The following is a 24,482-nucleotide window of genomic DNA, read 5'->3' as shown; positions in this document are numbered from 1 at the left end:
ATAGAATTATTTTATTCGAATCACAATTTTGTTAATGTCACCATTTGGGGTGTAATACTATGTTAAACCTGAAAATCCCGGCTGAAAAAGCAATTCTCCAGATTAATGAGAGAATCGAAGATATGAAAACGATACAACAAAATACATCCGGTCTTGAATATTACGACTTTATCCGCTGGTGTTCGAAAACCTGGTCCGTGATTGACGGGATCTATGGATCTGATGATCCACATTCCGAAGAACTCCGGACTATGGGACTTTCCAATTGTTCCTGTAATTCACACGTGGCCGCCCTCCTACTCGCAGAGGCATATCATTCCCGTCTGCTGGAGTTTATCAATGAGATCAGGAGTTCTATGGAGAATCCGGAATCATAAAAAATCTAAAATCACTATATTGTCATCTTGATAAATTCTCAATAATACGCGAGTTTCTTTGAACATCAGGGCCGAAGCAACCGACCGGGACATAACCCCACTATAAGGATCCAAAATCTATAAAAAATCATGTGGTTCAAAACCGGAACCACTTCATCATCACGAGCGCGTCCTCGCCGTTTTTATAATAGCCGCCGACCTGGAAGACGTTCTCGTACCCGAGGCGGTGGTAGAATCGCTGGGCAGGGGAATTTGACTCCCGGACTTCGAGCTGGGAGCCGGTCGCAAGTTCGAGCGCGAACTGGTGTTCGAGCCGGATCACGAGTGCCCGGCCGATCCCCCTCCGCTGGAACCGGGAACCGACGGCAAAATTGCAGATATGGCCGTAGATGTTCTCTCCCGTATCCTCAAGCGCCCCGACAATAAATCCCGCGACCTGCCCGTCGCTTACTGCCACGAAAAACGTGGTCGGGTAATAGGAGAGCGATTCGGTGAACGTGATCTTGTCCCACGCATCGACAAACGCTTCAAGTTCGAGCGCGTAGATTGCGTCGACATCCGCCGGGCCCGCTCTCCGGATAAAAGGCTGGGCCGCCGGGGGGATGACATCGTGGGATCGGATCATGGTTTCACCTGCTATGCAGTATCACCTGTTGCTCCCCGCGTACAATAAGGATTGCGCCGCGGCAGGATCGACCCGGCACGTCAGTCCGGCTCCCGGTGTCTTTGATTATATATGTGACCGCGCCCTAAATTATGGGAAAGAACGCCCTTCTTGTCGGGGCGCTGGTTGGTATCATGGTAACGATCTATCGTTTTCCCGCGGTGCGTCCTGCACCCGGCGAGGCCCAGGCCATTGCAGCCGTCCCGTACGATGTTGTGACCGCTGACGAGGCGCGTGCGATCATCAGAGGAAACCCGGACAGTTTTCTTACCGTCAGCCGGTCCGACGCAGAACTCCCGGACCTTCCCCCCAATGACGACCGGGTTTACGAAAGGGCCCGGGAAAATTTCCGTGCGCTCCTCGCGAGTGGCCGGATGAAAAAGGACGACCGGCCTGCGCTGTACGTGTACCGGATCCACCAGGACGGGGATACGTTTGTCGGCCTGTGCTGCTGCCTTGACACTGACGATTACCGTACCAATAAAATCCGGCGCCACGAGCTGACCCGGTACGACAAGGAGGAGGACCGGACCCGGCACATTGCTGCGGTCAGGGCCCACAACGGCCCGGTCGTGCTCCTGTACCGGGATGCGGACAACCTTTTCCCGTACATCGAGTCGCTGATTGCGGGAGACAGGAAGCCGGACGCGGAAGTCACCACCCCGCAGGGCGGCATCCACCAGATCTTTGCCATCACCGATCCAAAAGTCCTCGACGGGATCGAACGCCGATTCCGTGACGTGGCAAATCTCTACATCGCTGACGGCCACCACCGGGCAAAGGCGGCAGTCAACCTCGCAGACCGGAAAAAAGCGGCTGGGGAACGGGCCGATGGCGAGATCGGCCGGTTCATGGGCGTGCTCTTCGCCCACGAGCGGGTGAAGATCCATGGGTACAGTCGGCTCTTAACGGACATCGGAAAGTACACACCCGAAACATTCCTTGCGGAACTCGGGAAGCGGTACACGGTCACCCCATACGGGAAGGTGGACGGAAGCGGGTACAATATCCGGCCGTACATCAGTCACCCGGAAAAATACCATGTGATGCACCTCTATCTCGAAGGAAAGTGGTATGAGTGTACCTGCCCGATTGATCCAAAAGCCGGGCCGCTTGACGTGCTCGATGTTGCGGTGCTCCAGAATCTCGTGCTCGAAGGGATGCTTGGCATCACCGATCCCCGGGGGGATGCCCGGCTCCAGTACCTTGGCGGTGCACGGCCTGTGGCCGATCTCGAAAAACTCGTGGACGCCGGGAAGTACCGGCTCGCGTTTGCGATGCAGCCGGTCCGGGTCGGGACGGTGCTCTCGATTGCGGACGCCGGCGGGGTCATGCCGCCCAAGTCCACGTGGTTTGAGCCCAAACTTTTGAGTGGGCTTGTCATCCACTCGTTTGACTAGCCCCACAAAAATCAAACCCCGAACCTTTATTGGTTTTGCCGGTGAGGGATTATCATATGATCACCCTCGCACTTCCCAAGGGCAGTCTCGAAGCGCAGACGCTCCAGCTTTTCAAGGAGGCCGATCTCGAAGTCAGGCGCACGGACCGCGACTACAATCCCCGGATCGATGATCCCCGGATCGGCAAAATAAAGATCCTGCGCCCGCAGGAGATCCCCACTTACGTCGACAAGGGCTATTTCGATCTCGGTATCTCAGGCCTTGACTGGGTCCGCGAGACCGGGTCTGACGTGGTCGAGGTGGCAGCCCTCACGTACAGCAAGACCGGGGAGGGTAACGTGAAGATCGTAATCGCCGTCCACCGCGACGAGCCCATCGAGAGTGCCGCACAGATCCGGCCCGACAGCCGGGTGACGACCGAATACCCCGAGCTCACAAAGAAATTTTTTGCCGACCTGAAAATCCCCGTCCAGCTTTTCCACTCGTTTGGCGCATCGGAGGCAAAGGTGCCCGACCTCATGGACGTGGTCGTGGACTTAACCGAGACGGGAACGACGCTCCGGAAAAACGGCCTCAAGATCATCGGGCAGATCATGGAGTCGCACACGGTAATTATTGCGAATAAGGCGGCCTGGGCGGACAAAGAAAAGCGGCGCGAGATTGAAGAGATAAAGACCCTGCTCTTTGGCGTGCTCGAAGCCCGGCACAAAGTGCTCCTCACGATGAATGTGCCGACCGCTTCACTGGAGAAGATTGTTTCTGCTCTTCCCGCTATGAAAAAGCCCACGGTCAGCCGGCTCCACAGTATCGAATACTACAGCGTCCAGACCGTGGTGCAGAAGAGTGCGGTCAACGAGCTGATACCGAAACTGAAGAGATGTGGGGCAGAGGATATCCTGGAGATACCGATCGCGAAGATCGTACCGTGAACGGGTATACCGGAGATGTGGTCCGATAGTCTTACCCCATCAGACTCTGTCCGACATCCCCATTTTCAAAAGAAAAATCACGGTGACATTCTCAAAAGGAATCGTCCGGATATGTCGAACAGACTAATTCAGAAAAATGCCCGACCTTTTTTTTAAAACGTACAGGTAACTGACTACCGGGAACCAATCATCGATTTTAAGAATTATGCCCGGATGTAACCCCGGTGATGGCAAGCCGACGGGAGTGGGAGAGACCCCCCTGTTTTCCCTGCCATATGACCTTTTAGCTCTCCTCTTTTGAGAAATCGTTGCTAAAAAATCCACTTCGTATTTATTACAAAAAAGGATTTATGAGATGCGAAGGGTCACTAAAAAAAAATGAATTATTCGAGCCGGATATATGATTGTCCGGTGGGACTCTTCGTATACGTGATTGTCGCAAAACTGTCAGGAGCATTATCCGCGACTGCATATACTTCGAGTGTATAGGTACCTGCAGCCCAGGCACTTGTATCAATATCCGCAATGTCGGGAACACCCGGCTGTTCGAGGGGACCGTTTTTAGAGGGCTGCGTTGCGTAGGTAATCCAGTGCGATCCTGATACGTCACTATAATATCGTACCGTTTCCCCAACCGTCCCTCCTCCACTCGCGGCCGGGCCGGTATAGGTAGTGTTCCATTGTATTCTCACAATGTTCTGGTCTGCACTGCCGCTGTCAATCCGTTTCAACTGATCGACAAGGAGTGTATTCCCACCCAGCCCGGTAACGATGGTACTGTTACGGACGGTGATCAGCAGCGACGGAATAAATCCCGTTGTTGTTTTACCGGTAGAGGCATCGGTGAACGAGACAATGGAGCCGGTACCGGGGCCAAAGAGCATGAGAGTCCCATTATGAGTCAGGTTAAACGTAAATGAGGTCTCCCATACATCATTGAGTTTCATCGTCCCGACATTAAAACTGAGATTTTTGTAGAGGCTCCAGTTATTGGTATCATCCCGGGTATAACTGTAATAATCATGGTTTGTGGTGCCGTCAGAGGATACATTGAACTTATACACAAACGTGGACTTCGGGGGAGCATACGTGTAATTCAGATAATTCCCCACATTTTCTGTAACATTGTCTACGGTAATTTTATCTAAATTCATCACCAGTTGGGTATTTCCTCCAGCCTGTTCATTCAGGTCGCCGGCGATCTGTGTGTAAAGATCATTAAGTTTGGTTGAATCTGATGCAGGCTGATAATATGCTCCGGTAGAATTGGAGATAATGCTAAGAACACTGGAAATATCTCCCGTTATAGCGCCCCCAAATCCAATCGAATAGATACGGATCTTGCTCGATGCGGCATATACTGACATATTCTGATTGGAATATTCCGCATTGGTGTAATACGTCAAGGTTGTTGTGGTTGTTAGTTGAGTCCCCTCATTCTTGTCCGATGCCCAGCCAGTACAGGATGAACTATCAGGAGAATAATAATAGGTCTTGCCAGAACTTCTGTAGGTATTATCACACAGTTGACCGCTGGGAACATCATTCCTGCTTCCTGTAATGGCTGTTCCACCACCCAGATCATCGAAATAACGGTAGGGGGCGGTATTCATATTAGTTTGAAGAGGAAGATTCCCTGCCCATACACTGTGAAGGCCGGCCCGATCGGTTTCCGAAGACAAAAAGGACATATCAAATCCGGTTCCACGGGCCAGTGGATCCCCCTCCATGCTCCAGACTCCGTCTGTCATATGGATGATCGCCCGGACTGAGGCCCGGTTATTCCAGTTGTTCATGAGGGTTATCGCTTCATAAAGGGCATATCGTGTCCGTGTATGATAGCCAGTTTCCTGTGCCGCAGTTCGTGTATACGAATTGATGGCGGTTTTCACAGATGCGAGATCATACGTGAGTGGAACATAGACGGAAAATCCTGGAGAGGGATACGTGTTTTTATCGTAAAAAATAACTCCGACCCGATCTTTTCCTTGTGTCATCTTGTTGATAAAATTGATCGCTGCAGCTTGTGACTGGTTGATTCTGCTCGAAGAATCTGTTGTAGATCCCATGGACCCTGAATTATCCAGCAGGAGCAGGACATCGATCGGCTTTGGCTGGAGTGCCGCACCATCCCCTTTGATTCGTACAGAAACCGTAAGATTGTCCCCCACTTTGGCATTGGTACTGCTGGCACTCGAGCTGATGCTCAGGTAGGGATAATTTTTCCAGATAAGAGGAACTGTTCTTTGGATCTGATTACCCTGGAGGTCAGTCCAGAGTGCCGTCACGCTTGCCTGTCCTGTGGCAGTTGCGTTGTATCCTGTCTGACCATATGTCACAAACGTTCCGGGATAAAACTGCACTGTTGCAAATCCGTCATCACCCATGTCCGCGCTTGTGGCTGACAGGGAAGAGCTGCTCGTTTCTACATAGGGACTATCGGATGGTGTATCGGGAAAACTGTCAGTACTGTTTGAAAAGGTAACCGTAACCTTTCTACCATCACTGTAGGTCGTGACCGGGTTGCCCGCGGCATCCATCACCCGGGCCATAACTGAAGCTGAGCTTTTTGCATCGACATCACGGCTCACCATCATCTGGGGACTTACTACCAGCTGCATGTCCACCGGAGCCGTGGAATAATACTGCACATCCCCACTACAATATCCGGTCGTACCCGGGTTGGTACACGCTATCGTAGAATTACTCTCTGATCGTGCCGTAAGAGTGTACGTCCCCGTCGCCACCTGAGTGAACTGTGCATAGGCAATTCCCAATGAGTCCGTGGTCGTTACGTAGGGTGTGCCCATTACAACCCCCCCTTGGGTGGAACTAATTATGACAGTACTTCCACTGACAGGATTCTGATATTGATCCAAAAAAGTATAATAGAGATTGAACGGGTGATTCCCATCAGCAGGACAGGATGTTGAGGGTGTACAGGATGACGAGATCGTCTGCGACATATACGAAGGGGCAGCCGACACTCCATCGATTGAGATCAGTTGAGTGCCGGAAATGGAGCCGATGGGATCCATGGTGATCGGGTTACTTCCCGCCACTGTTGACACCCTGACCGTGACCGAAATATTTCCTTCTGCATCTGTCGGTTCCAAAAGCCGGGTAACATAACCTGAACCGTCCCACAAGCCCGAACCACCATCGCCGCTCATGGTAAGAGTGCCCGTGTGGACCTCATCGGTGTTTTTGTTATCGATGCGATTACCCCACGTGTCGGTAAGCGTGATAGTGAGCGAAGTAACCGACCCTGCCGTAACCTGGGGGAGATACGTAAACTTTGCATTGGAAACTTTATCGTGATCAATCTTCTGGGAACAGTCACGATCGATGATGGAATACTCTATGCCATCATAATAAACGATATGCGCATGGATTGTCGCTGTGCCGCTCTTTTCCTTTACCGTGAATACTGCGGTTGCCCGACCATCAGAACCGGTCGTAAAAACTGTCGGGGCAATCGTTCCCAGCGTCGTGTCATCCACAGAAAAGGTAACCGTGGCATTGTTTACCGGCGATGTGGCTGATGACATAACGTACACGGTAATGGTTGACTGATCCCCGCCGTTTGCAACAAGCCAGCCGGTATTACCCGATGAAATTGTTGAGGGACTTAGATCTGTCGCGACAGCAGCTCCCGTAAGCAGGATAAGGCCCAGCACAACCAGAGTCAGCCGCTTCACTTTCATGTCCAATACATCAAAAGAGGAATTGCACGTTGTAGTATATATACATTATTTATTCTAAAAACCCGTTATTTTATCTGTTTTTTCAAAAATTATCATCTAATTACTGAATCCTGCGGTTTTAACGGGTTCGAAAAGCTGATTGCACCATGAAATTAAACCAAGGTTTATATCTCATCTCCCACGTATATCCCATAAGGGTACTGTATGCGCAACCGGGCTCTGTTCTACGGTGTTCTCTTTATTATCGTGGCCGGTTGCCTGATCCTGGGATGTCTTTTTCTTCCTCTTTTTGGCCAGCCTCCCCAGAAAACGCCGGCGCCGACCGTTAATATCGGATTTACCTCAGGCACCGCAGGCAACATGTCCGGAGAAGTCCTGTTGTACAGCTTTGATGAGGCAACAGCAAATCTTGCAAAGATCGACGTTACTAACGGAACAAAATTCTCTGCACATGAAACCGGGAATATCTCGATTCTCTCTATCATGGGGACTGACCTGGACACGGACGCAAATGCGAAAAACTGGGCGTTTGTCGTGCGCCACGGAAATACAACATCTTTTGTAACGTACGACCGCAACGGCATGAACCGTGTCAACTGGCCTGCCGGATTTTCGGGGAAAGAAATACGCATCGACCAGATCATTTTACCGGGCGTCCTCTTTGACCGGAACCGGGAGATAATTTCCAAAATGTCTCCGGCAAAAAGTACCCTATCACGACAGCTGGTACTGGAAAGTGGCAATTACACCCTTACCCTTTCCGGTCAGGGTTCGCCCCGGGTCCTCGTATTTGATGCAACGACAGGAGCGTTGATTTCATCCAATGAGTGACAATTGCGGGAACCTGTCGGTGGACTTTCTGGCAGGATTTACGATCTTTATCATTGCATTTATCTGGGTAGCGACCATGATACCGGGCCTGTTGATCGGACTCCAGGTTCATAACATCGATTATGATGCTGTCGCGTACCGGACCGGTGTGATACTTGTGGAAGACCCGGGTGCTGCCGGTAAAGTGATAGGTGGGGCACCCTGTTATAGTGGCTCTGACGTCAGCACGGTGACTGGCCCCTGGGAATCCCAGAGTGACAAATGCCATATTGCCCGGTTTGGGCTTGCAGTTTCAAAGGATACCCCCGGTATCCTTGATGAGAATAAGGTGAACCGGTTTTTCTGCTGGACCGTCTCGGCAGATCCCAATGACAGGGAAAATTTCTCGTACCCGATCGATTACCAGGAGCGTGCAATTTTCGGGGATTATCCCTACCGGTTCAACATCTCCCTCAAGGTTGTCGGGGAGGAACGAGTCCGGTCCATAGGCGATGTCATTCCCGAAGGGGATTATGGATATATTCGCCGGGATGTGCAGATCAAGGGTTCAAGCAATGCGACGATCAATAAGACGATCATCCAGACAAAATATTGGTCGAAGGAGAATGTAACTGCGGATGTTTTCACAATTCACCTAAACTGTACGAAACTGCTGGGTGATATCCGGCAGTCTCCCCACCAGGTAGATTATCGGGGGTACCAGATCGATCCAGGTCTGGACAATATCATCATTAATATCACGGATCTTAACACGCTGCATTATCCGACGTCAAAAACCACGACTAACCTGTCAGGTATTACCATTAATCCCGGGAACATGCCACTAGGGGCACAATATACCTATATTGACGGTAATGCCACCCCGGTCGGTACTCTTCCTTCCAATGTCATGAGTAATATATCGCTCGTTTTCCCTGCAGGAAAGGTAATTTCAGACAGTATGGAAGTCGCGAGCCCGCAATTGTATATCACCCTGACTTTTAAAAATACGAATCCCGATCCGACGATAAACGGGACCTATGGGGACTGGTTCCTTAATAGTTCCATGAGCGGCCCCTTCGAGTATGATTACAACCTGGAAAACGTCACCCAGCCTCAGTTACAAAATGGTGTCCTGGAGGTGGCGGTATGGTAAATACGGAGGGGCAGCTCTACACCATCGAAGGTTTCGCGGCAGCGTTGATCATGCTTATGACCGCGTACCTTGTAGTCAACGCGACCTCCATCTATACTCCGGGAGACACTCATATCAGCGATATGCAACTCGAAGTGCTGGGGAGCGATGCGTTAGCCATGATAAATACTGCACCAAACGGTACATCCGAAAGCCCGCTCCAGACCATTGTTGAAACAAACGACGGGGATATGTTTGGGCAGATATTCAACAATATCGTAAACAACCGGACCAAACCGGGTCAGGATCATATCCAGTTTATGGCGAACGTAAGTTACGTGAAATCCGATAATACGGTCAGTAGTACAACACTCCTCGATAAGACGCGTTCCCTTTCCGGTGGAGAGCACGCGGTTCGTGTATCGGAGTGGGTGATCGTTGAAAAAAAATTTCCCGATAGCGACTCACTTCGTAAAAGGGCAGTTCTTGTGGAGGTACTCTTATGGCGGGATTAAATGACGATGCACAGTGGATCGTGCTGATGGGATTTCTCGTGAGTTTCAGCCTGTTCTTCCTCGCAATGGTGCTCAACCAGTCCGTGGTGGTGGGACAGACGACCGCAGAAGCCGTATCGGAGTTCCCGAAGGATGATATACGGGGAGTGAGGGGGGTAATTATCCAGTCTGCATATATGGATAATCCGGACCGGACGGGCGTACAGAACGATATTCGCACCCTCTCATTGATCCGCCAGAATTCTGTGGTGAGTTTCTCAAATACCACAAACGGGGCGTATACCTACATCGAGATCCATTACAATAACGGGGTGACTGTGTATAATGAGACCTGGAGATCACCATAACCAACGACCCGGGGACGCCGGCGTGACAGAGATGATTGAGTACGTGATGATATCTTCCATCATGATGATCCTGCTGGTCATCCTGCTGCTCCTTGTGAATGCAAATTTCATGGAAGGGCCGGTAAATACCCTCACCTATTCGGCGTTTACGGATATCGGAAACGGAGTCTCCACCCGCATCGTCGATGTTTATGCCATTGCACCCACTACGGGAAATATTTCCTCCCGGTATAATCTTCCTGACGACATCGTCGGGAGGGGATATTTTGTGGAGATTGGGAATTTCCCGGGGGACACATCAACTCAGGTGGTTACGATATCACGCGGCAACATTGTCACCAACATTGCAATTGCAGGGATCTCCTCGACAGCACAGGGGAGGGCCACGGGCAATACCACAGGTGCCGGAATTAACAGGATTAGTTATGATTCAGGAGGGATTTGATCATGGGCGGACATGGACGCGTATATAGTGATGCAGGGGTTTCTGAATCGATTGGGTTTCTTTTGATCTTTACTATTATCATCGCAGGTATTGGGCTTGTGACGCTGTACGGGTACCCCATGCTGATGAAGCAGCAGGTGAGTGCGGATGAGCAGATTATGGAAAAAAATCTGATCGTTTTGCAGAACGATGTCAAGAGTCTTGCTTACAAGACCGTGCCCTACAAAGAAACATCCCTGAAGATCGGTGGCGGAGCGCTCACGGTATACGATATGAATTATGATACTACGAAATCTTCAGAATTTGAGATATTTGATTCAGCCGGATGTATTCCTAACAGCGCCGGAGATGCGGCAACTCTTGGTGCCCCGTTAATTTTTTCGTCAGGGGATATTCGATATGCATCAACCAGTGCCCAGACGGACATCTCGCTTGAGAACGGTGCGGTTGTAATGAGGAAACTTGCGCAGCCGGGATCCGTAATGCTTGCAGAACCGAGGTGGTTCTACGATGGCACGACAAACACTGCGGTAATCTACCTGATCGGATTTAATACTACGAACATAATGTCAAGTACCGGTGTCAGAACCGTTCAGATGGCACTGGGAGAAAGTAATTACACCTCATGTCCACAACCAACAACGGTCTATATTCGCTATCAGCCAAATTCCGATGTGGACTATTCAACGGCGTGGAATACGTATTTTGACAATACGCTGGGCATGAAACCGGATTCACTTGGCTACTACACATTCCCCTCACCTTCAGGGAAAACCAACCTTGTAATAAAAACCTATGAAATCAGGATAACTTCCCTGTAGAAATGGACTTGAGTTCAACCAACGCCGTACCGAAAAACCGGGAGACTTCCCCGGCTAAACAAAATGAGCGGTTGGGGGCCCCCCGGGATCCACCCTTGTTTTTGTGCTTCTGATAAGGTGACATAATCCGATCCAATCCGGGCCCATTCTGGTCTCCGATTACCCCCGCCCCTACCCAAAAGAAGCCCGTATTGGGCTCCGTTTTATAAAGTCCTCAAATCTGGGTTATTTCGGAAAAAGGACGAATTAAAACGTTCACGTATCGCGATTTTGAGGCTCGATCCGGCCCCGGTAAGAGGTTTGTCGGATCTGGAAAACAAAGGGCCGAAAAACCCCCATTATGGGGCGGGAAACGGCATTATATGGGGCTCATTTTGCCCTTATTTTCACCAACCGGGGCATATAACCTATCGGATTTCCGACGATCCCCATCGGGCGGGTTTCCGGGCGTTTCCGGGCACAATCCCTGATACTTCCGGTTCCCTGGCAATCCTCCGCGAAAAGACGAGGCCCCACTAAAAAAACCCGCATAACGTCAAAGACTTCGCACCAAAGCAATGAAAATTTTGCACTCCAGACTCGAATTTCCATTTGCCTGCTCCATCGTCTGAAGTTTTCAAAATTTAATATCAAAATGCCCCTGGCATTTTCATCCTGTATGCTTGTGGCCCTTTGGTATCATGTCCGTTTTCATGACAAAGAAATGAGCACCCTACGATCTCCACCAACCCCGGGTGTCGATTAAAATATTCCCGCCAAAAAAAAGTCTCTGCCCTTCTTACTCCCTCTTCACCTTCACCAATGTCAGAATATTTTTATGATTTTTATGCCGGTAGGTCACAATATCCATAACCTGCCGGACTAAAAAGACCCCCAGCCCCCCAATACCCCGTTCCTCAATCCCCTTTGTTATATCCGGTTCCGGAAGAGAAAGCGGATTAAACGCCGGCGCAGAATCTGAAATTTCTATCGTTGCTTTTAATGGCGACGCATCGCAGAGAATGCCAATCGAACCCTCTTTCCCACGATACCCGTGTTTGATAATATTGACGATGACCTCTTCAAGTGCCAGCTGGACATCAATAATCGCTTCACCCGAAAAACCCTGCGCAACAAGAATTTCTTCGATGTCCGCCGTGACCCTTGCAATTTCTTCAGGATTTGCCGGTATCACAATATCCAGGTGATTCATACGCGCTCCTTACTTCACCCGTACAGCCATCAGGGTGATATCATCATACTGCGGAGCGTTGCCGCAGAATTTTGTCAGATCGTCAAGAATGCGTGCGAGGATCTCTTTTGCCGGAAAATCAACCGCTGACCGGATACACTCCTGCAACCGGACCTCACCGTACATCTCCCCATTCTCATTCTGCCCTTCCGTGACCCCGTCCGTATAGAGGACCATCACGTCGCCCGGCTTAAGCGGACAGACCTTTGACTGGTACGGAGTATCCTTGACGGCACCCATCGCCATTCCTGTTGCCTCAAGTTCGGAAATGATCCCATCTGAAGAATGATACACGATAGGTGGGTTATGCCCGGCATTGACAAACGTGATTGAATGGTTCTCGTGATCAAGGACACCATAGAAGAGCGTAACAAACATACCCGATGTTGAGTCCGCCGCGATCAGGTTGTTCGCATCATATATGGCAAGCGCCGGCTGGTCCCGGTGCCAGGTCGCATTCACCCTCACGACAATCCGGGACAATGCCATGAACAGCGCCGCCGGAATCCCTTTCCCGGACACATCAGCGATCAGGATTCCCATGCGGTTTGTATCAAGGGACACAACCTCAAACGGGATAACATCAAAAAAGTCACCGCCGACCTCTTTTGCCATCACACTTTTTCCCGCCACATCAAACCCTTCGACCTGGGGAATGGTTGTCGGGAGGAAACTCTGCTGGATCTCTGCCGCGATCGACAGCTCCGTGTTTTTACGTGCCATCTCCCCCACAAGAGTATCCCGTTCTGCCGCCATCTTCCGCTCGTTTTCGAGGTTCTGGATAATGAATGCAAAGATAAACACACCGACAGCATTCGCGAGAACCATCGGGATCCAGATCGTTTGCACGAGTGCAAGAGCGGCAGAAAACGGCTGGGCGATGACAAGCGTCAGCAGCATGTGCAGGCTTTCCATTAAGAACGCGAAGATAAATGCAATATAAATCGGGACAAACCGGCGTTTGTTCAAAAGCCAGATAATGCCCCCGAACAGCCCTGCAAGAATTGTCGCGGTGACACAAGGTACTACCGTGAACCCCCCAAGACTTGCACGATATGCCGCCCCGATAAGGCCGGCGCCGAGACCGACAACCGGGCCACCGACCAGTCCGCCAACCATCGGGCCAAGGTCACGCACATTGATAATTGCACCCAGCACCTCAACGCCGCCCACCGTACCATAGATGGAAAGTGCGCCAAAGAACAGGATCAGGAACGCCTGGACTTTGAGAACAGGATGGCCGTCAAGAACGCTGGAAAAGAACCTGCTCCGTGTCAACAGGTACGCCGCGACGACAATGACACACATAAGCTGGAGAAGTACGAGCAGTGTAGTGAAAATGGTCGATGCCATGGCGTATCCGTGTGTAGGTGTTACACACAAAAACACTTAAACCTCAGCACCATTTTGGGATTTTTAAGAAAGATTATCTTTTGATAAAAACCAAGATATTATCCAATAGCAGCTGTTTATTAAAAGGAACCGGGTGACTTTTTTGGATATAACAACGACAACGCAGGAAGGCATAACCATGCTCGCGCTGAGCGGACGCCTCGATACGACAACCTCTTCGGATCTTGAACATGAGATAAACAGCCAGATCGACAGCGGGAACCGGAGAATCCTGTTAAATTTTGCCGGGACGACATACATCTCAAGTGGCGGTATGCGGGTGCTGCTCGCAACAGCAAAAAAACTGCGCACCGATGGAGACCAGTTCGGGCTCTGCTGCCTGACCGCAGATGTATATAAAGTCTTAAAACTCGCCGGGTTTACTTCACTTTTTTCGATCTATCCCTCCGAGGGTGAAGCGCTTGTCGGATTGCGGTAAGACTCCTCTTGTTCCCCTTGCATGGCAACCGGTGCCCGGGGTTCTTACTGTAAATATCTATCCGCTCATCCGCAAGATCGATACGATCTCCTCAAACTCGTACCTGATCGAAACGCCGGAGATTATCTGCCTGATCGATCCGGGTGGCCTTCCTGAACAAGTCATCCAGCTGGTTGCCGGGATACAGGAACTCCGCGACACTCTCGAACGTCCCCTCGTGATCTTCCTCACCCATGCCCATATCGATCATTTTCTTTCGGTCCAGCACGCACCGGCAGCTGCGTATTTCAAGGACGCGGTTTTTGCCGTGCAGGAAACGGGTGCCGATGCGCTGGAACGGGGAGACCGGTTCCTGACACAGGCCGATATGCTGGGCTTTTCCGTCACCCCTTTACAAGTCCAGTTGAGGCTTCTCGCACAAAAACCTGCAGGTGGCGGTGCCCCCTTTACGTATCATGCAAAGAATGGTGCGGCGATCACCGTCACCCGGAACCAGCCAGGTACCGGCACGGATCTTGTAACCGAGGACATCTCGTTTGGCAGCGGCCCGCTTCTTACCGTTTATCATACGCCGGGTCACAGTCCGGACAGCATCAGTCTTCGCATCGGCAGGCTGCTTTTTATCGGCGACGTCCTGTTTGCAGCAAATCCCGGCGTTGCGGGGCTCTATGGGTGGGACCAGAAAGCGCTCATCAGATCACTCGCAGCGATCCGGCAGCTCATCAGCGCCGGGGGTATCGACTGGGTGCTCCCGGGCCACGGCAGGGTCGTTGCGGCACCGGATGCGGTCCACATGTTAGGAGTGCTGGAGAAGGAAGCATATAAACTGGAAAACATTGCTGAGTTCAATGCGGAGCGGGCAGGGCAGATTGCCGCACTGGGTGATGACTGCATGGTGCAGGTGAATGAATTATTCACGATCATGTCCGGCCGGCTCGGGTATGTCACCTATATGATGGAAGAGCTGGGGGAATCCGGCGTTGCGGAGCAGATAACCGGCCTGATTAAGAGCAACGTGATCGATGAACTGCTGGAGGCGTTCCGGTTATTTTCCGAGGAACACCATTCTTCAGACACGGTTTCCGTTCATCTGGCTTTAAAGGCGGGACAGATTATGGGAAAACTCGAGCGGTCGTTTGCGAAAGAGGATCTGACAAACATCATTGATCCTACGCTTGTGACCCGGGCAGAGCACCTGCTGTCCGATTACACCACGATGCTCCGGGGGTTCTGTCCGCCGGATAACCGGTGCGAATGTGACATTAACAATATTCTTTCGATGCTGGTGGCGGACCTCTCGTGCTCCCGCTGTTCCGATGAAGACGTTTTCTCATCGGCAGACGATGATACGGCATTTACCCGGATGCTCGTCTCCCGTATCGGTTCACAGCCGCTTCTCACGGATATTGACGTGTCCACGTCGTTTAACCCGGCACAGGGCCCGGTTCTTGTCGACCGGGATATTTTCTCGGATCTCGTCATCTATCTCCTGGAAGACCTTGTGGGTATCGGTGCAACCCGGATCACTATCACGACCGGACAGGACGAATCGGCAACAACCGTGAAAATTGCCGGCGACACGGGATCGTTCGTCTTTGCCAGCGATGCACAGATCAAAGGGGTTCTCCTGCGGCTCGCGGCCCGGGCCGGGGGAGTGCTTTCCCTGCAGGATGCGGATGGGACACGGACATACGTGATGAAATTTGGTAAGGAGATATGAGGGGTCCGGGATAACAACTACCACAGGAATTATTTCTTATCCCTCATCCGGACATCAATCTGCTTATACGGGATCTCAATACCCTCTTTTGCGAATCGTTCATCGATCTGCTCGTTTATCCAGTCCTGCACATCCCATACGTTATCGTAATTATTGGTCCAGAGAAGCAGCTGCCCGTTGAGACTTGATTCTCCAAACTCAAGGAAATAAACTGACGGCACCGGATCAGTCATCACCCACGGCGTTTTCTCTGCGGCGTCCCGGGCAATCTCAAGGAGAATTTTCTTTACTTTTTTGATATCCGATCCATACGCAACCGAGAACGGAATAAAGACTTTGAGCTGAATATCCGGCAACGCGTAGTTGATGACCACACTGTCGGTGAGCTTCTTGTTTGGGATCGTAATTATCCTGCTGTCAAGCGTCTTTATCCGTGTGCTCCGGGGTCCCACCTGCACCACGTCCCCGACAAAGGCATCAAATTTTATCCGGTCGCCCACTTTAAACGGCTTATCGATGGTAATCACTGCCCCGCCAAAAAAGTTCCCGAGAATATCCTGTGCGGCAAGCGCAAGGGCAATACCCGCAATACCCGCGCCGGCTAGTAACGGCGTGATATCAACCTGGAACTCCGCGAGCACGAGGAGCAGGGCAACAAACCAGATCACGTATTTTATGATCGTCGCAAGCATCGGGATCAGGCGGTCGTCAATATCCGTATCGGTCTTTTTTGCAACAACGCCCCCGTAGGTGTGGATAAAACTGTACGAGAACACTGATGCAACCCATGCATTGATGATAATGAAAAATGCACTGACAATTTTATCGGTGTCAACCGACGCAAACGATGCCGGAAGCACATCGAAATAAATAATCGCGATATAGACTGACGCTGCGATGATGACGACGACAATCGGTTTACCTATCGCCGCAAGGATAATGTCATCCAGCCGGGTTTCGGTCTGCTCCGCTTTCTTTTTGAGCTGCCCGATAACCAGGTAAGCAATGACCGCAGCGGTAAACCCGACCAGGATCGTGATCGCGGCATACAGGATGTTTAGTTCCACTATACAAACCCCCCTTGTATGATGGATGCTGCAATTCCGGTTCTCATGCTAACCAAATCATCTGTTGTAAACATTCATAGTATCGCTTGTTCTGCTGTATTGCACAAAAGATCGAAAGGGAGATCATGGTTATCCGGCCCGACAAAGCAAGCAACCGTCTGTGATGCGTCCGGTAACCGTCGATTTGTCTTCCCGCCCGGGCCGGGGACCGGTAGCGGTTGATCGGAAAAGGTGATTTGCTCCGGCTGTACCCATCCGACACATCAAATCTTGTCATGTTCAAGAAAAGAGGCGAACGGGTTCAACAACAACCTTTATTTCAGCCAGCGATTATTATTGTACAACTGTACAAGTTTGTACTGTTGTGCAAGTTGTACAATAATTTTAAAATTACTAGGTATTCTTAACTAAGAGGAGAGGTAAAGACATGGCTGAAGCAAAAGGCGGACAGATGGAAATTGCGAACAAGAGGGTAGCTCTCACCCCGAGTACATGGGCAGCACTCTCAAATATAAAAACTCCGGGAAAGTCCCTTGGCGATACCGTATCTGATCTCATCGCTGAGCACCAGAAGCGGATGCTGGAACGGGACCTCGATGAGATTGACGCGAATGGTCAGTTCATCCCCTGGGAGAAAGCTAAGAAAGAACTCGGGCTCTAAACGGGGGGTAACGTGAGGATCAAAATCGAAGATACTGTAAAAGATTTCATCCGTGAACTCCCTCTGAAAGATCGCCGCGTGATCGGTGAACATATCGAACGGCTGTCTGAACATCCGGACGCTACGGGAAATATCAAAAAACTCCGTACAAAAAAACCCCGTTGGCGTATGCACATATCGATGAAATTTACCCTGTTCTATTACGTCGATTCCGACAGGGTATGGGTTGATAAAATCATGACGATCGAACAGGCTCATAAGAAGTACGGGAAGATCTAACCCGTGAGATTTTTTTAATCCGATTTGGCGGGAAGTGCATTATACAATCTGCTGATATGGCGTGAACTTTCCCGATAAATCAAATTGTGTCTTCCCGCCCGGACCCGCTCACTGTTGCCGTAGGCAAGGGGCATCATGCGGACTGCCCGTCCCTTTTTAAGGGCGGGAGGAGTGCGGCCCGAAGGGTTGTGAGCGTGGGGATGCTTGCCTCTTCCCGTAAGCGAACAAAGTACGGGCGGCGGTTTCTCGTGGCCACAGCGGCCCGAACGAGCACCGCTTCAGGGCGCGAAGGTAACGAGCCGCATCAGCGGTGAGTCCGAGCCCCCGATGCGTCGTGCGAGTGAGTCACTGAGCGTTACGCATGTGCCCGATCAACCGCGAAAAACAGCGAGGTGATGTGAAGCGAGCCGGAGCATCAGCGAGGACGAGTGAACATGACGGAAGCGTCTTCGTATTATTGCCAAAGTTTCACTTATTTTCGTCAGATTTATCATTATCTTTAATTGAACTTTTACAGGTTACTATGATCAACGAAAAAATGACGATTTCTCCAATTGAAACGACAAGAAGCGAACTCATCGACTATATTGAATATCCCTGTTTTATGAATTGGAGAAGATTGGCAAGAAAGCCGGCGGCAAATGGAGGGATTTGCGGAAAGTGTCCATTTCGAAATTATTTAGAGCAATTTGTTATCGATAATCCCACGGCTTCACCTAAATTTATAAAATTTTTGAAAGAAGTATCGGCACAACCCGAATTATATCAGAGAATCACAAAACTGCCCGGATACAAAAAACAATAGAAGATTCCCAAAATACATGACGGAAGCGTCTTCATGCCCAACCGGACACGATGGTTCCCGCCCTCGGCATGGTGGGTGGGACTCCAGGGGGGCGGTCCGGAGGATAATCCCCCGCAGATCGACGCCCCGCTCCGCACGCTTAGTACATCTTCGGCGCACTCGCACCTGCTCCTCGGACCGGCTTACCTTATGCAACGCCCTAAACCCCATTTTTGAAGTCTTCGTCGGAAAAAATGACCTTCATATTCGCGTTCTGGCGGCCTTCCCGGGTGCCGGATGGGTTAAACAAGGTGGCGAAAACCGTCTCGATTCCAGGGCCATTAATGGCCATTGGGGGAGGTCGAAATCAGCCGTATTTTGACAAACAGAGCGGAATATGGGTTTATTTTCCACACGAACAGGAAACGAGGATTTTACGGGGGTTTCTGGCGGGGGTCCGGGTATGAAAACAGGAAAAAAAGCCCAATTTGGGCGTATTTTCATCACGGTTTGGAACCATGATCCCTATCCCACTAAAAGGGGGGTAAGACCGGGAAAGGGGAGATTTTACACCCCCATCCCCGTAATCACCCCCACAACCTGCTGAGCAGTCCCCGGGTCCAGAACCCGGGCGAGTACCAGCCCGGCCATCGACACAAACATCGCCCAGAAGACTTTTTTCACATGCTCATTCTTCCCGAACGCCTCGATCGCTGCATCGGCATCCGCCTTCATCGCCCGCTGGATTACCTTGGGCAGGAACACCACCGCAGCACCGGTAAATGCGATCTCGGCTCAGACCGCAACAAGAAAAAGGAAGAGTGCCCCAACTCAGTACAACATTCTGTGACCCCCGCACATGACCCTGCACGAATCCGACACCGTAGAATTCAAAAAATCCCTCTCCCTCATAGAGCCCGCGCTCAAATCAGTGTGCGGATTCCTTAACCTTCATGGAGGTATTATCTCGTTTGGCAGGACCAACACCGGGACGATTGTTGGTGTAGATCCTGCCGATCACTCACTCCGCAAACTCTCCCAGCAGATCACATCGCGGATTAAACCGGAGATCACACCGGATATCCGCGTTATTGAAGAACAGGGCAAACCGCTTATCGTTGTGACGGTCCCGGAGGGATCCGCCAAACCGTACTTCCTTGATGGCATCGCGTACATCCGGTCGGGAACCGAGAACCGGGTCATGCCTCCCGAAGAACTGAAACGTATCATACTTAACGAGCATGCCATTCCTTGGGATGATCAGCCGTGTCAGGGGGCCACTCTCAAAGATATTGATGTCTCATCGGTCAGGACATTCCTTGAAAAAGCTCATAAGGAACGGCAGTTTGATGCAGATCGCACGATGCCGGTGAAGACCGCACTTGAAAAACTGGGAGTTATGAGCGGAGGACAACCCACCCATGCAGCCATCCTGTTCTTCGGGAAAGATCCGCAACGATTCTTTATCCAGTCCGAGGTCCGTTGCGCCCGATTCAAAGGGGAGGAAGTTTCCAGTACCTATCTCAACATGATTGTCCTGCATGGCAGGATCGATCAACTCATAGAAGATACCAACCGGTTTATCGCGCAGACAATCCGAAAGGCCGCATGGATCATCCCGGGAAAGATGCAGCGGGAAGAGAACTGGGAATATCCGCCAGACGCCCTGCGGGAAGCGGTGATCAATGCAATCTGTCACCGGGATTATGGTGCATCGGGGAATGTCCAGATCCGTGTCTTTGACAGCCGGGCGCAGGTCTGGAATCCCGGGTTATTACCAGAAGGGGTCACCGTCGAACTCTTAACCGTTGAACATGCATCCCGCCCCAGGAACAAAACCATCGCCCGCCTCCTGTTTCTTATTGGATACATTGAGCAGTGGGGCTCGGGCACGCTGAATATGATCGCCTCCTGTGAACGGGATGGTGTTCCGGATCCGCAGTTTCTGGAATCCGGGAATGATTTTGTTGTTACCTTCTCGCATTCAACGTTCAACGCACTTCTCGAACATCCGGAGATCCTGAACGAACGGCAGCTCAGCGTGATTGAATATCTCAAGACCCACAAGGCAATATCAACGTCTGAATATGGGGGTATCTATGAGTGCACCGATCGGACTGCACGTCGGGATGTGTCTCATCTTGCTGAAATGAATGTCATCATCGTGAAACGAGAGGGGAGACAATTACGGTATGCCCTTAACCCGGTGTTTCGGTCATTGCGGACAGAGAACAAATAATAGCGGACAATAGCGGACATTGTCAGACAAAATCCGATGCGGTCTCCGTAGGGAATTTCGATAATTTCGGATTGGATTGTCATAACTCCCGGGAATCAGCGCTCGATCCGGGAGGGGGATATCTGGCGGATGTCGGACAATAGCGGACATTGTCGGACAAAATGCTATCCCTCTGTGAGTGATTCGGGTCAGTCTTCATGATCTGTCTTCATTTCCCGGGCACAACTTAAACTGCCTTAATATTCGAAATCTCTGGCTGAAGATTAATAAAACAAATAGGGATACATATCCCGAAGATTGGGAGCAAGAATTAAAAAACTATGAGAAAAACATCGATCAGCTCAAGTGATTAATGAGAAAGAGGGATCATTTCATCCCCCCATCCCCGTAATCACCCCCACCACCTGCTGAGCAGTCCCCGGATCCAGAACCCGGGCGAGCACCAGCCCGGCCATCGAGACAAACATCGCATAGAACACGTTACGGATATGGTCGTTTTTCCTATCCAGAACCCTACCCCCTCCATCCAATCCGGGCTCAATCCGGGCCCCGATCACCCCTTTCACATCCCAAAAGAAGCCCGTATCGGGCTCCGTTTCAAAATACCCTTAAATCAGGCTTATTTTGGCAATCGGGCCAATTAAAATGACCCCATAGTGCGATTTTAAGGCCTGTTTTCGGGGCAGGATGGGTTTTCTGTTGATAAAGAAAATGACCGCTGCCAGAACGCGAATACGAGGCTTTCATGGCTATTATATGGGGCTCAATTTCGGCGTATTTTGGCAAATGGGGAGACATATGGACTCTGATTTTCGGGCAAGGGAATCGGACAGCATCTCGGAGAATTATCAGCAGTCCTGGTGTGAAGAGCTTCACGCACTTATTCTCGAAATCAAGGGTGAAGTGGATTCTGTATCGGAACACTCGTGTTCTCTCAGACCTCATAAGATAGCGGATTTTGAGGACAGATATTTTCGAATCATTGAAAATGGGCTGAACGAGATTCCGATCCCGGCTGACTTGGATTTCCCCGGGAAACGCGGTCGAAAGAAACAGTCAAAAGCGAAAAACCTGATTGACCGCTGTATATTATTCCAACGTGAGATCTTGTCTTTCATGCATAATTTCTCAAATCCCCTTTTCGAATAATCTGGCTGAACGAGATATCAGAATGGTCAAACTCCAGCAGAAAATTTCCGGGACTTTCCGAAGTGAGGAGGGGGCTGCCGCATTCTGCAGGATTCGGGGGTATCTCTCAACGGTTAAGAAAAATGACCGACCGGTTCTCGCTTCGCTTGTTGGTGCATTTCAGCGTAATCCATTCACTCCTGCTTGTGCTCACCGGACCGGCTGAATAGTTACAAAATTATAGTTACTTCTTGTTATTTGAGATAGTTAAGAAGCACAAAAGAAGAACGCAATGCCTCGAACATTGAGGCAGAATGCGCCGACCGGGACTCTGATCAATACCACCAAGCACTCTTTCCGAACGTTCACGGATTGCACCGGTTCAATCAGGGTGATGTGAAGCGAGCCGGAGCATCAGCGAGGACGAGTGAACATGACGGAAGCGTCTGCATGCAAACCGGACACGATGGTTCCCGCCCTCGGCATGGTGGGTGGGCGGTCCGGGGGATCATTCCCGTAATTGTGGCGGCAGTGAACCCACTATTGTGAGGATGGGCGACCAATATTCGTCCAGTTACATGCCCGTTACATAACCGGCTCCATCAAATTGGCGACCAAACGAGGTAACCCCCTCAATCCGCCCTTCTTTCTTTCGAGATTCTCCCTGCCAGTTACATTGGCCGATGACGTTCTTGTGTAACACAAAATCAAAAATCTGGTACGCAACGCCCTCTTGTGTATCACCGGTGTTACACAAGGAATCCCTGCGTATCATAGAATGGTAACGAGGGTACGCGAAGGAATTCCCCCTCTTGATCCTAAAGGCCGGAGAGAATTTACTCGCTGCTCGTCTCTGTGATCGAAATCAAACGGGAGAACCGCAGGATCGTCGGGCTTGTTCCTTTCCCTTCCCGGGTTACGATAAGAATTCCTCCGTCAGTCAGTTTGCGCAGGATACGGTGAGCGCTTTGTTTTGGGATTCCCGATTCCATAATAAAATCGCCACGTCGGAAAAAACGACCTTCATATTCGCGTTCCAGCGGCCTTCCCGGGGGCCGGATGGGTTAAACAAGGTGGCGAAAACCGTCCCGGTTCCAGGGCCATTAATGGTTATTGGGCGAGGTCGAAATCGGCCGTATTTTGGCAAATGAAACGATATAAGGGCTTATTTTCCACAGGAACAGAAACTGCGGGCTATGCAGGCGTTTCCGGAGAGGGGGGAGATACAAAACCGGGAAACGGAGCCCGTATGGGGCTTATTTTCGATCATTCGAACGACATTGTCATGACATTGTCAGATAACGGATGTTTCATACCTTTTTTCAGGTAAAAATACCGGCTTCCCCTGTTTTGGGAGTACGCATCACAGGAAGGCGACCCTGCCTGGCTCGCCATCGAAGCATTTGCCTCGCCACTTTGAGATTTGTCGGGAACCCGGGGCTTGCTGCCCTCGATATGCTCGTCGCGATCCGGGCCGCTCACGAAGCTGGAGTAATTCATCTGGCTTGAATTTTTTGCCCCTTGTTTTCAGGCCTTCCGCGTTTGTCGGATGCCCTCTGCAAGACCTCTCATCCCGTCCATGAAGGACGACTGCTGCATAAGGAGGGGAGTGACAACCGGTTCAAAACGGATCACATCCGGATCCGACGGGAGGGTGATCATCCGGGAAAAGAGTCCTGCTTCCCCGCAAAGTTCCTGTATTTTCGCGGTTTCATCCGGCCCCCCGGACCGGTTCACGACAAGGATCCTGTTTTTTATTCCCATTTGCTGCGCGAGAACCGCAGATTCACGTGCGACCGATAATGCATTCCATGACGGATCGCTGATAATCAAGGCGGTTTCAAACCCGTCGGCAACCGCCCGTCCGAAATGCTCCATGCCTGCGGGGGTGTCAAGCACGATCACCTGATCCGGCAGGAGCGGGATGTGGCGGAGGATTGCAGAAAGGAGCGTATACTCCGGGCAGAGGCACCCGGTCCCTGCCGTTCGCACGCCTCCCATGACGAGAAGTCGCAGGCGATCTGCAACAGGGAGGGAAAAACGGTCGATGACATCGCTCACATCCGGGTTCAGGGTGAGCAGACCGCCGGGCGTTATATCCGGGCCGGCGCCGGTCTTTTCCCGGAGATAGTTCGCACTTTTCGAGACCGGGATGATCTGCCCTGCCTGTCGTGGGGGAACCCCGAGGGTCACCGCGAGGTTCTGCTGGGGATCGCCATCCACGGCAAGGACCTGGAGACCGTCACGGGAAAAAAGATGGGCAAGGAGAGCGGTGGTCGTCGTCTTGCCCACCCCGCCCTTACCGGCAACGACAATCCTCATGCCACCGGTACGGCCGGAGGGATTTCCGGTTCCCGCAATATTTCCGGAAACGGGCATTCCTGCCGGCACG

At 51.1% G+C, this 24,482-nt stretch carries 27 protein-coding genes; 18 read left to right on the top strand and 9 right to left on the bottom strand.

Going from position 1 to position 24,482, the window contains the following annotated elements:
* Positions 1 to 59 precede the first annotated feature (59 nt).
* Positions 60 to 377 carry a hypothetical protein gene (locus tag WCX19_RS05580; protein WP_373005985.1) on the top strand — a complete coding sequence of 106 codons (318 nt, stop codon included), beginning with the start codon at positions 60 to 62 and terminating at the stop codon, positions 375 to 377.
* Positions 378 to 513: 136 nt separating this feature from the next.
* Here WCX19_RS05580 and rimI read toward each other — a convergent pair whose 3' ends face one another.
* On the bottom strand, positions 514 to 1,002 hold the full coding sequence (gene rimI / locus WCX19_RS05575) for a ribosomal protein S18-alanine N-acetyltransferase (protein ID WP_373005983.1): 489 nt from the start codon (positions 1,000 to 1,002) through the stop codon (positions 514 to 516).
* 173 nt (positions 1,003 to 1,175) lie between these two features.
* Here rimI and WCX19_RS05570 point away from each other — a divergent pair, with 173 nt between their 5' ends.
* Both WCX19_RS05570 and hisG read left to right on the top strand, forming a co-directional pair.
* Complete coding sequence (locus WCX19_RS05570; RefSeq protein ID WP_373006024.1) at positions 1,176 to 2,441, top strand: DUF1015 domain-containing protein; 1,266 nt, start codon at positions 1,176 to 1,178, stop codon at positions 2,439 to 2,441.
* Positions 2,442 to 2,497: 56 nt separating this feature from the next.
* On the top strand, positions 2,498 to 3,370 hold the full coding sequence (hisG, locus tag WCX19_RS05565) for an ATP phosphoribosyltransferase (protein ID WP_373005981.1): 873 nt from the start codon (positions 2,498 to 2,500) through the stop codon (positions 3,368 to 3,370).
* Between the two features lie 383 nt (positions 3,371 to 3,753).
* Here the strand turns inward: hisG and WCX19_RS05560 are convergent, their stop codons facing one another.
* A complete protein-coding gene (locus WCX19_RS05560; protein WP_373005979.1) occupies positions 3,754 to 7,077 on the bottom strand; it encodes an Ig-like domain-containing protein in 3,324 nt (1,107 codons plus the stop codon).
* 204 nt (positions 7,078 to 7,281) lie between these two features.
* On the opposite strand from WCX19_RS05560, the gene WCX19_RS05555 reads away from it, so the two are divergent.
* From WCX19_RS05555 to WCX19_RS05530, 6 genes are read left to right on the top strand one after another with little or no spacing between them, the layout of a single operon-like run.
* The gene (locus WCX19_RS05555) at positions 7,282 to 7,908 is read left to right on the top strand and encodes a hypothetical protein (RefSeq protein ID WP_373005977.1); all 627 of its coding nucleotides are present in this window, start codon (positions 7,282 to 7,284) and stop codon (positions 7,906 to 7,908) included.
* Positions 7,901 to 9,043, top strand: coding sequence for a hypothetical protein (locus tag WCX19_RS05550; protein WP_373005975.1), 1,143 nt, complete (start codon positions 7,901 to 7,903; stop codon positions 9,041 to 9,043). Before WCX19_RS05555 ends, WCX19_RS05550 begins: the two co-directional genes overlap by 8 nt.
* Positions 9,037 to 9,537 carry a hypothetical protein gene (locus WCX19_RS05545; RefSeq protein WP_373005973.1) on the top strand — a complete coding sequence of 167 codons (501 nt, stop codon included), beginning with the start codon at positions 9,037 to 9,039 and terminating at the stop codon, positions 9,535 to 9,537. Before WCX19_RS05550 ends, WCX19_RS05545 begins: the two co-directional genes overlap by 7 nt.
* Complete coding sequence (locus WCX19_RS05540; RefSeq protein WP_373005971.1) at positions 9,525 to 9,884, top strand: hypothetical protein; 360 nt, start codon at positions 9,525 to 9,527, stop codon at positions 9,882 to 9,884. Before WCX19_RS05545 ends, WCX19_RS05540 begins: the two co-directional genes overlap by 13 nt.
* A complete protein-coding gene (locus WCX19_RS05535) occupies positions 9,862 to 10,329 on the top strand; it encodes a hypothetical protein (protein WP_373005969.1) in 468 nt (155 codons plus the stop codon). The genes WCX19_RS05540 and WCX19_RS05535 overlap by 23 nt, the downstream gene beginning before the upstream one ends.
* 2 nt (positions 10,330 to 10,331) lie before the next feature.
* Positions 10,332 to 11,150: a hypothetical protein gene (locus WCX19_RS05530; protein WP_373005967.1), complete on the top strand. Its 819-nt coding sequence runs from the start codon at positions 10,332 to 10,334 to the stop codon at positions 11,148 to 11,150.
* Positions 11,151 to 11,928: 778 nt separating this feature from the next.
* On the opposite strand, the gene WCX19_RS05525 is transcribed toward WCX19_RS05530, so the two are convergent.
* Both WCX19_RS05525 and WCX19_RS05520 read right to left on the bottom strand, forming a co-directional pair.
* Positions 11,929 to 12,342 (bottom strand): ATP-binding protein, encoded by a 414-nt coding sequence (locus WCX19_RS05525; protein ID WP_373005965.1) that lies wholly within the window; start codon positions 12,340 to 12,342, stop codon positions 11,929 to 11,931.
* A gap of 9 nt (positions 12,343 to 12,351) precedes the next feature.
* On the bottom strand, positions 12,352 to 13,734 hold the full coding sequence (locus WCX19_RS05520) for a PP2C family protein-serine/threonine phosphatase (protein WP_373005963.1): 1,383 nt from the start codon (positions 13,732 to 13,734) through the stop codon (positions 12,352 to 12,354).
* Between the two features lie 142 nt (positions 13,735 to 13,876).
* Here WCX19_RS05520 and WCX19_RS05515 point away from each other — a divergent pair, with 142 nt between their 5' ends.
* Together WCX19_RS05515 and WCX19_RS05510 are read left to right on the top strand one after the other, a co-directional pair.
* On the top strand, positions 13,877 to 14,212 hold the full coding sequence (locus WCX19_RS05515) for an STAS domain-containing protein (protein WP_373005961.1): 336 nt from the start codon (positions 13,877 to 13,879) through the stop codon (positions 14,210 to 14,212).
* Positions 14,196 to 15,932: an MBL fold metallo-hydrolase gene (locus tag WCX19_RS05510; protein WP_373005959.1), complete on the top strand. Its 1,737-nt coding sequence runs from the start codon at positions 14,196 to 14,198 to the stop codon at positions 15,930 to 15,932. The genes WCX19_RS05515 and WCX19_RS05510 overlap by 17 nt, the downstream gene beginning before the upstream one ends.
* A 29-nt stretch (positions 15,933 to 15,961) precedes the next feature.
* On the opposite strand, the gene WCX19_RS05505 is transcribed toward WCX19_RS05510, so the two are convergent.
* Positions 15,962 to 16,999, bottom strand: coding sequence for a mechanosensitive ion channel family protein (locus WCX19_RS05505; RefSeq protein WP_373005957.1), 1,038 nt, complete (start codon positions 16,997 to 16,999; stop codon positions 15,962 to 15,964).
* A 427-nt stretch (positions 17,000 to 17,426) separates the two neighbouring features.
* On the opposite strand from WCX19_RS05505, the gene WCX19_RS05500 reads away from it, so the two are divergent.
* From WCX19_RS05500 to WCX19_RS05485, 4 genes are all read left to right on the top strand, one after another.
* The gene (locus WCX19_RS05500; protein ID WP_373005956.1) at positions 17,427 to 17,660 is read left to right on the top strand and encodes a hypothetical protein; all 234 of its coding nucleotides are present in this window, start codon (positions 17,427 to 17,429) and stop codon (positions 17,658 to 17,660) included.
* Positions 17,661 to 17,672: 12 nt separating this feature from the next.
* Positions 17,673 to 17,939, top strand: coding sequence for a hypothetical protein (locus tag WCX19_RS05495; protein ID WP_373005954.1), 267 nt, complete (start codon positions 17,673 to 17,675; stop codon positions 17,937 to 17,939).
* Positions 17,940 to 18,025: 86 nt separating this feature from the next.
* Positions 18,026 to 18,253 carry a hypothetical protein gene (locus WCX19_RS05490; RefSeq protein WP_373005952.1) on the top strand — a complete coding sequence of 76 codons (228 nt, stop codon included), beginning with the start codon at positions 18,026 to 18,028 and terminating at the stop codon, positions 18,251 to 18,253.
* Positions 18,254 to 18,300: 47 nt separating this feature from the next.
* Positions 18,301 to 18,744 (top strand): hypothetical protein, encoded by a 444-nt coding sequence (locus WCX19_RS05485; RefSeq protein ID WP_373005950.1) that lies wholly within the window; start codon positions 18,301 to 18,303, stop codon positions 18,742 to 18,744.
* Positions 18,745 to 19,290: 546 nt separating this feature from the next.
* On the opposite strand, the gene WCX19_RS05480 is transcribed toward WCX19_RS05485, so the two are convergent.
* The gene (locus WCX19_RS05480; RefSeq protein WP_373005948.1) at positions 19,291 to 19,488 is read right to left on the bottom strand and encodes a hypothetical protein; all 198 of its coding nucleotides are present in this window, start codon (positions 19,486 to 19,488) and stop codon (positions 19,291 to 19,293) included.
* 94 nt (positions 19,489 to 19,582) lie between these two features.
* Between WCX19_RS05480 and WCX19_RS05475 the strand changes: the two genes are divergently transcribed.
* From WCX19_RS05475 to WCX19_RS05465, 3 genes are all read left to right on the top strand, one after another.
* On the top strand, positions 19,583 to 20,962 hold the full coding sequence (locus WCX19_RS05475) for an ATP-binding protein (protein WP_373005946.1): 1,380 nt from the start codon (positions 19,583 to 19,585) through the stop codon (positions 20,960 to 20,962).
* Positions 20,963 to 21,760: 798 nt separating this feature from the next.
* Positions 21,761 to 22,111, top strand: a complete 351-nt coding sequence (locus tag WCX19_RS05470) for a hypothetical protein (RefSeq protein WP_373005944.1) — start codon at positions 21,761 to 21,763, stop codon at positions 22,109 to 22,111.
* A gap of 22 nt (positions 22,112 to 22,133) precedes the next feature.
* On the top strand, positions 22,134 to 22,316 hold the full coding sequence (locus WCX19_RS05465; RefSeq protein ID WP_373005942.1) for a hypothetical protein: 183 nt from the start codon (positions 22,134 to 22,136) through the stop codon (positions 22,314 to 22,316).
* Between the two features lie 610 nt (positions 22,317 to 22,926).
* On the opposite strand, the gene WCX19_RS05460 is transcribed toward WCX19_RS05465, so the two are convergent.
* The 3 genes from WCX19_RS05460 to WCX19_RS05450 all read right to left on the bottom strand — a co-directional run bounded on the left by WCX19_RS05460 (position 22,927) and on the right by WCX19_RS05450 (position 24,481).
* Positions 22,927 to 23,082 carry a hypothetical protein gene (locus WCX19_RS05460; protein ID WP_373005940.1) on the bottom strand — a complete coding sequence of 52 codons (156 nt, stop codon included), beginning with the start codon at positions 23,080 to 23,082 and terminating at the stop codon, positions 22,927 to 22,929.
* A gap of 274 nt (positions 23,083 to 23,356) precedes the next feature.
* The gene (locus WCX19_RS05455; protein WP_373005938.1) at positions 23,357 to 23,590 is read right to left on the bottom strand and encodes a hypothetical protein; all 234 of its coding nucleotides are present in this window, start codon (positions 23,588 to 23,590) and stop codon (positions 23,357 to 23,359) included.
* A gap of 27 nt (positions 23,591 to 23,617) precedes the next feature.
* Positions 23,618 to 24,481, bottom strand: a complete 864-nt coding sequence (locus tag WCX19_RS05450) for an AAA family ATPase (protein WP_373005936.1) — start codon at positions 24,479 to 24,481, stop codon at positions 23,618 to 23,620.
* Position 24,482 lies beyond the last annotated feature (1 nt).

This window comes from Methanoregula sp. (assembly GCF_041663825.1).
Lineage (GTDB): Archaea > Halobacteriota > Methanomicrobia > Methanomicrobiales > Methanospirillaceae > Methanoregula.
Note: the sequence above shows the minus strand (reverse complement) of the source record. Positions and strands in the feature narration are given on the sequence as shown.

Coding starts and splice junctions, on each gene's coding strand:
- WCX19_RS05580 (WP_373005985.1), top strand. CDS start 60: ATGTTAAACCTGAAAATCCCGGCTGAAAAAGCAATTCTCCAGATTAAT.
- rimI (WP_373005983.1), bottom strand. CDS start 1,002: ATGATCCGATCCCACGATGTCATCCCCCCGGCGGCCCAGCCTTTTATC.
- WCX19_RS05570 (WP_373006024.1), top strand. CDS start 1,176: ATGGTAACGATCTATCGTTTTCCCGCGGTGCGTCCTGCACCCGGCGAG.
- hisG (WP_373005981.1), top strand. CDS start 2,498: ATGATCACCCTCGCACTTCCCAAGGGCAGTCTCGAAGCGCAGACGCTC.
- WCX19_RS05560 (WP_373005979.1), bottom strand. CDS start 7,077: ATGAAAGTGAAGCGGCTGACTCTGGTTGTGCTGGGCCTTATCCTGCTT.
- WCX19_RS05555 (WP_373005977.1), top strand. CDS start 7,282: ATGCGCAACCGGGCTCTGTTCTACGGTGTTCTCTTTATTATCGTGGCC.
- WCX19_RS05550 (WP_373005975.1), top strand. CDS start 7,901: ATGAGTGACAATTGCGGGAACCTGTCGGTGGACTTTCTGGCAGGATTT.
- WCX19_RS05545 (WP_373005973.1), top strand. CDS start 9,037: ATGGTAAATACGGAGGGGCAGCTCTACACCATCGAAGGTTTCGCGGCA.
- WCX19_RS05540 (WP_373005971.1), top strand. CDS start 9,525: ATGGCGGGATTAAATGACGATGCACAGTGGATCGTGCTGATGGGATTT.
- WCX19_RS05535 (WP_373005969.1), top strand. CDS start 9,862: ATGAGACCTGGAGATCACCATAACCAACGACCCGGGGACGCCGGCGTG.
- WCX19_RS05530 (WP_373005967.1), top strand. CDS start 10,332: ATGGGCGGACATGGACGCGTATATAGTGATGCAGGGGTTTCTGAATCG.
- WCX19_RS05525 (WP_373005965.1), bottom strand. CDS start 12,342: ATGAATCACCTGGATATTGTGATACCGGCAAATCCTGAAGAAATTGCA.
- WCX19_RS05520 (WP_373005963.1), bottom strand. CDS start 13,734: ATGGCATCGACCATTTTCACTACACTGCTCGTACTTCTCCAGCTTATG.
- WCX19_RS05500 (WP_373005956.1), top strand. CDS start 17,427: ATGGCTGAAGCAAAAGGCGGACAGATGGAAATTGCGAACAAGAGGGTA.
- WCX19_RS05485 (WP_373005950.1), top strand. CDS start 18,301: ATGTGCCCGATCAACCGCGAAAAACAGCGAGGTGATGTGAAGCGAGCC.
- WCX19_RS05475 (WP_373005946.1), top strand. CDS start 19,583: ATGACCCTGCACGAATCCGACACCGTAGAATTCAAAAAATCCCTCTCC.
- WCX19_RS05470 (WP_373005944.1), top strand. CDS start 21,761: ATGGACTCTGATTTTCGGGCAAGGGAATCGGACAGCATCTCGGAGAAT.
- WCX19_RS05465 (WP_373005942.1), top strand. CDS start 22,134: ATGGTCAAACTCCAGCAGAAAATTTCCGGGACTTTCCGAAGTGAGGAG.
- WCX19_RS05460 (WP_373005940.1), bottom strand. CDS start 23,082: ATGGAATCGGGAATCCCAAAACAAAGCGCTCACCGTATCCTGCGCAAA.
- WCX19_RS05455 (WP_373005938.1), bottom strand. CDS start 23,590: ATGAATTACTCCAGCTTCGTGAGCGGCCCGGATCGCGACGAGCATATC.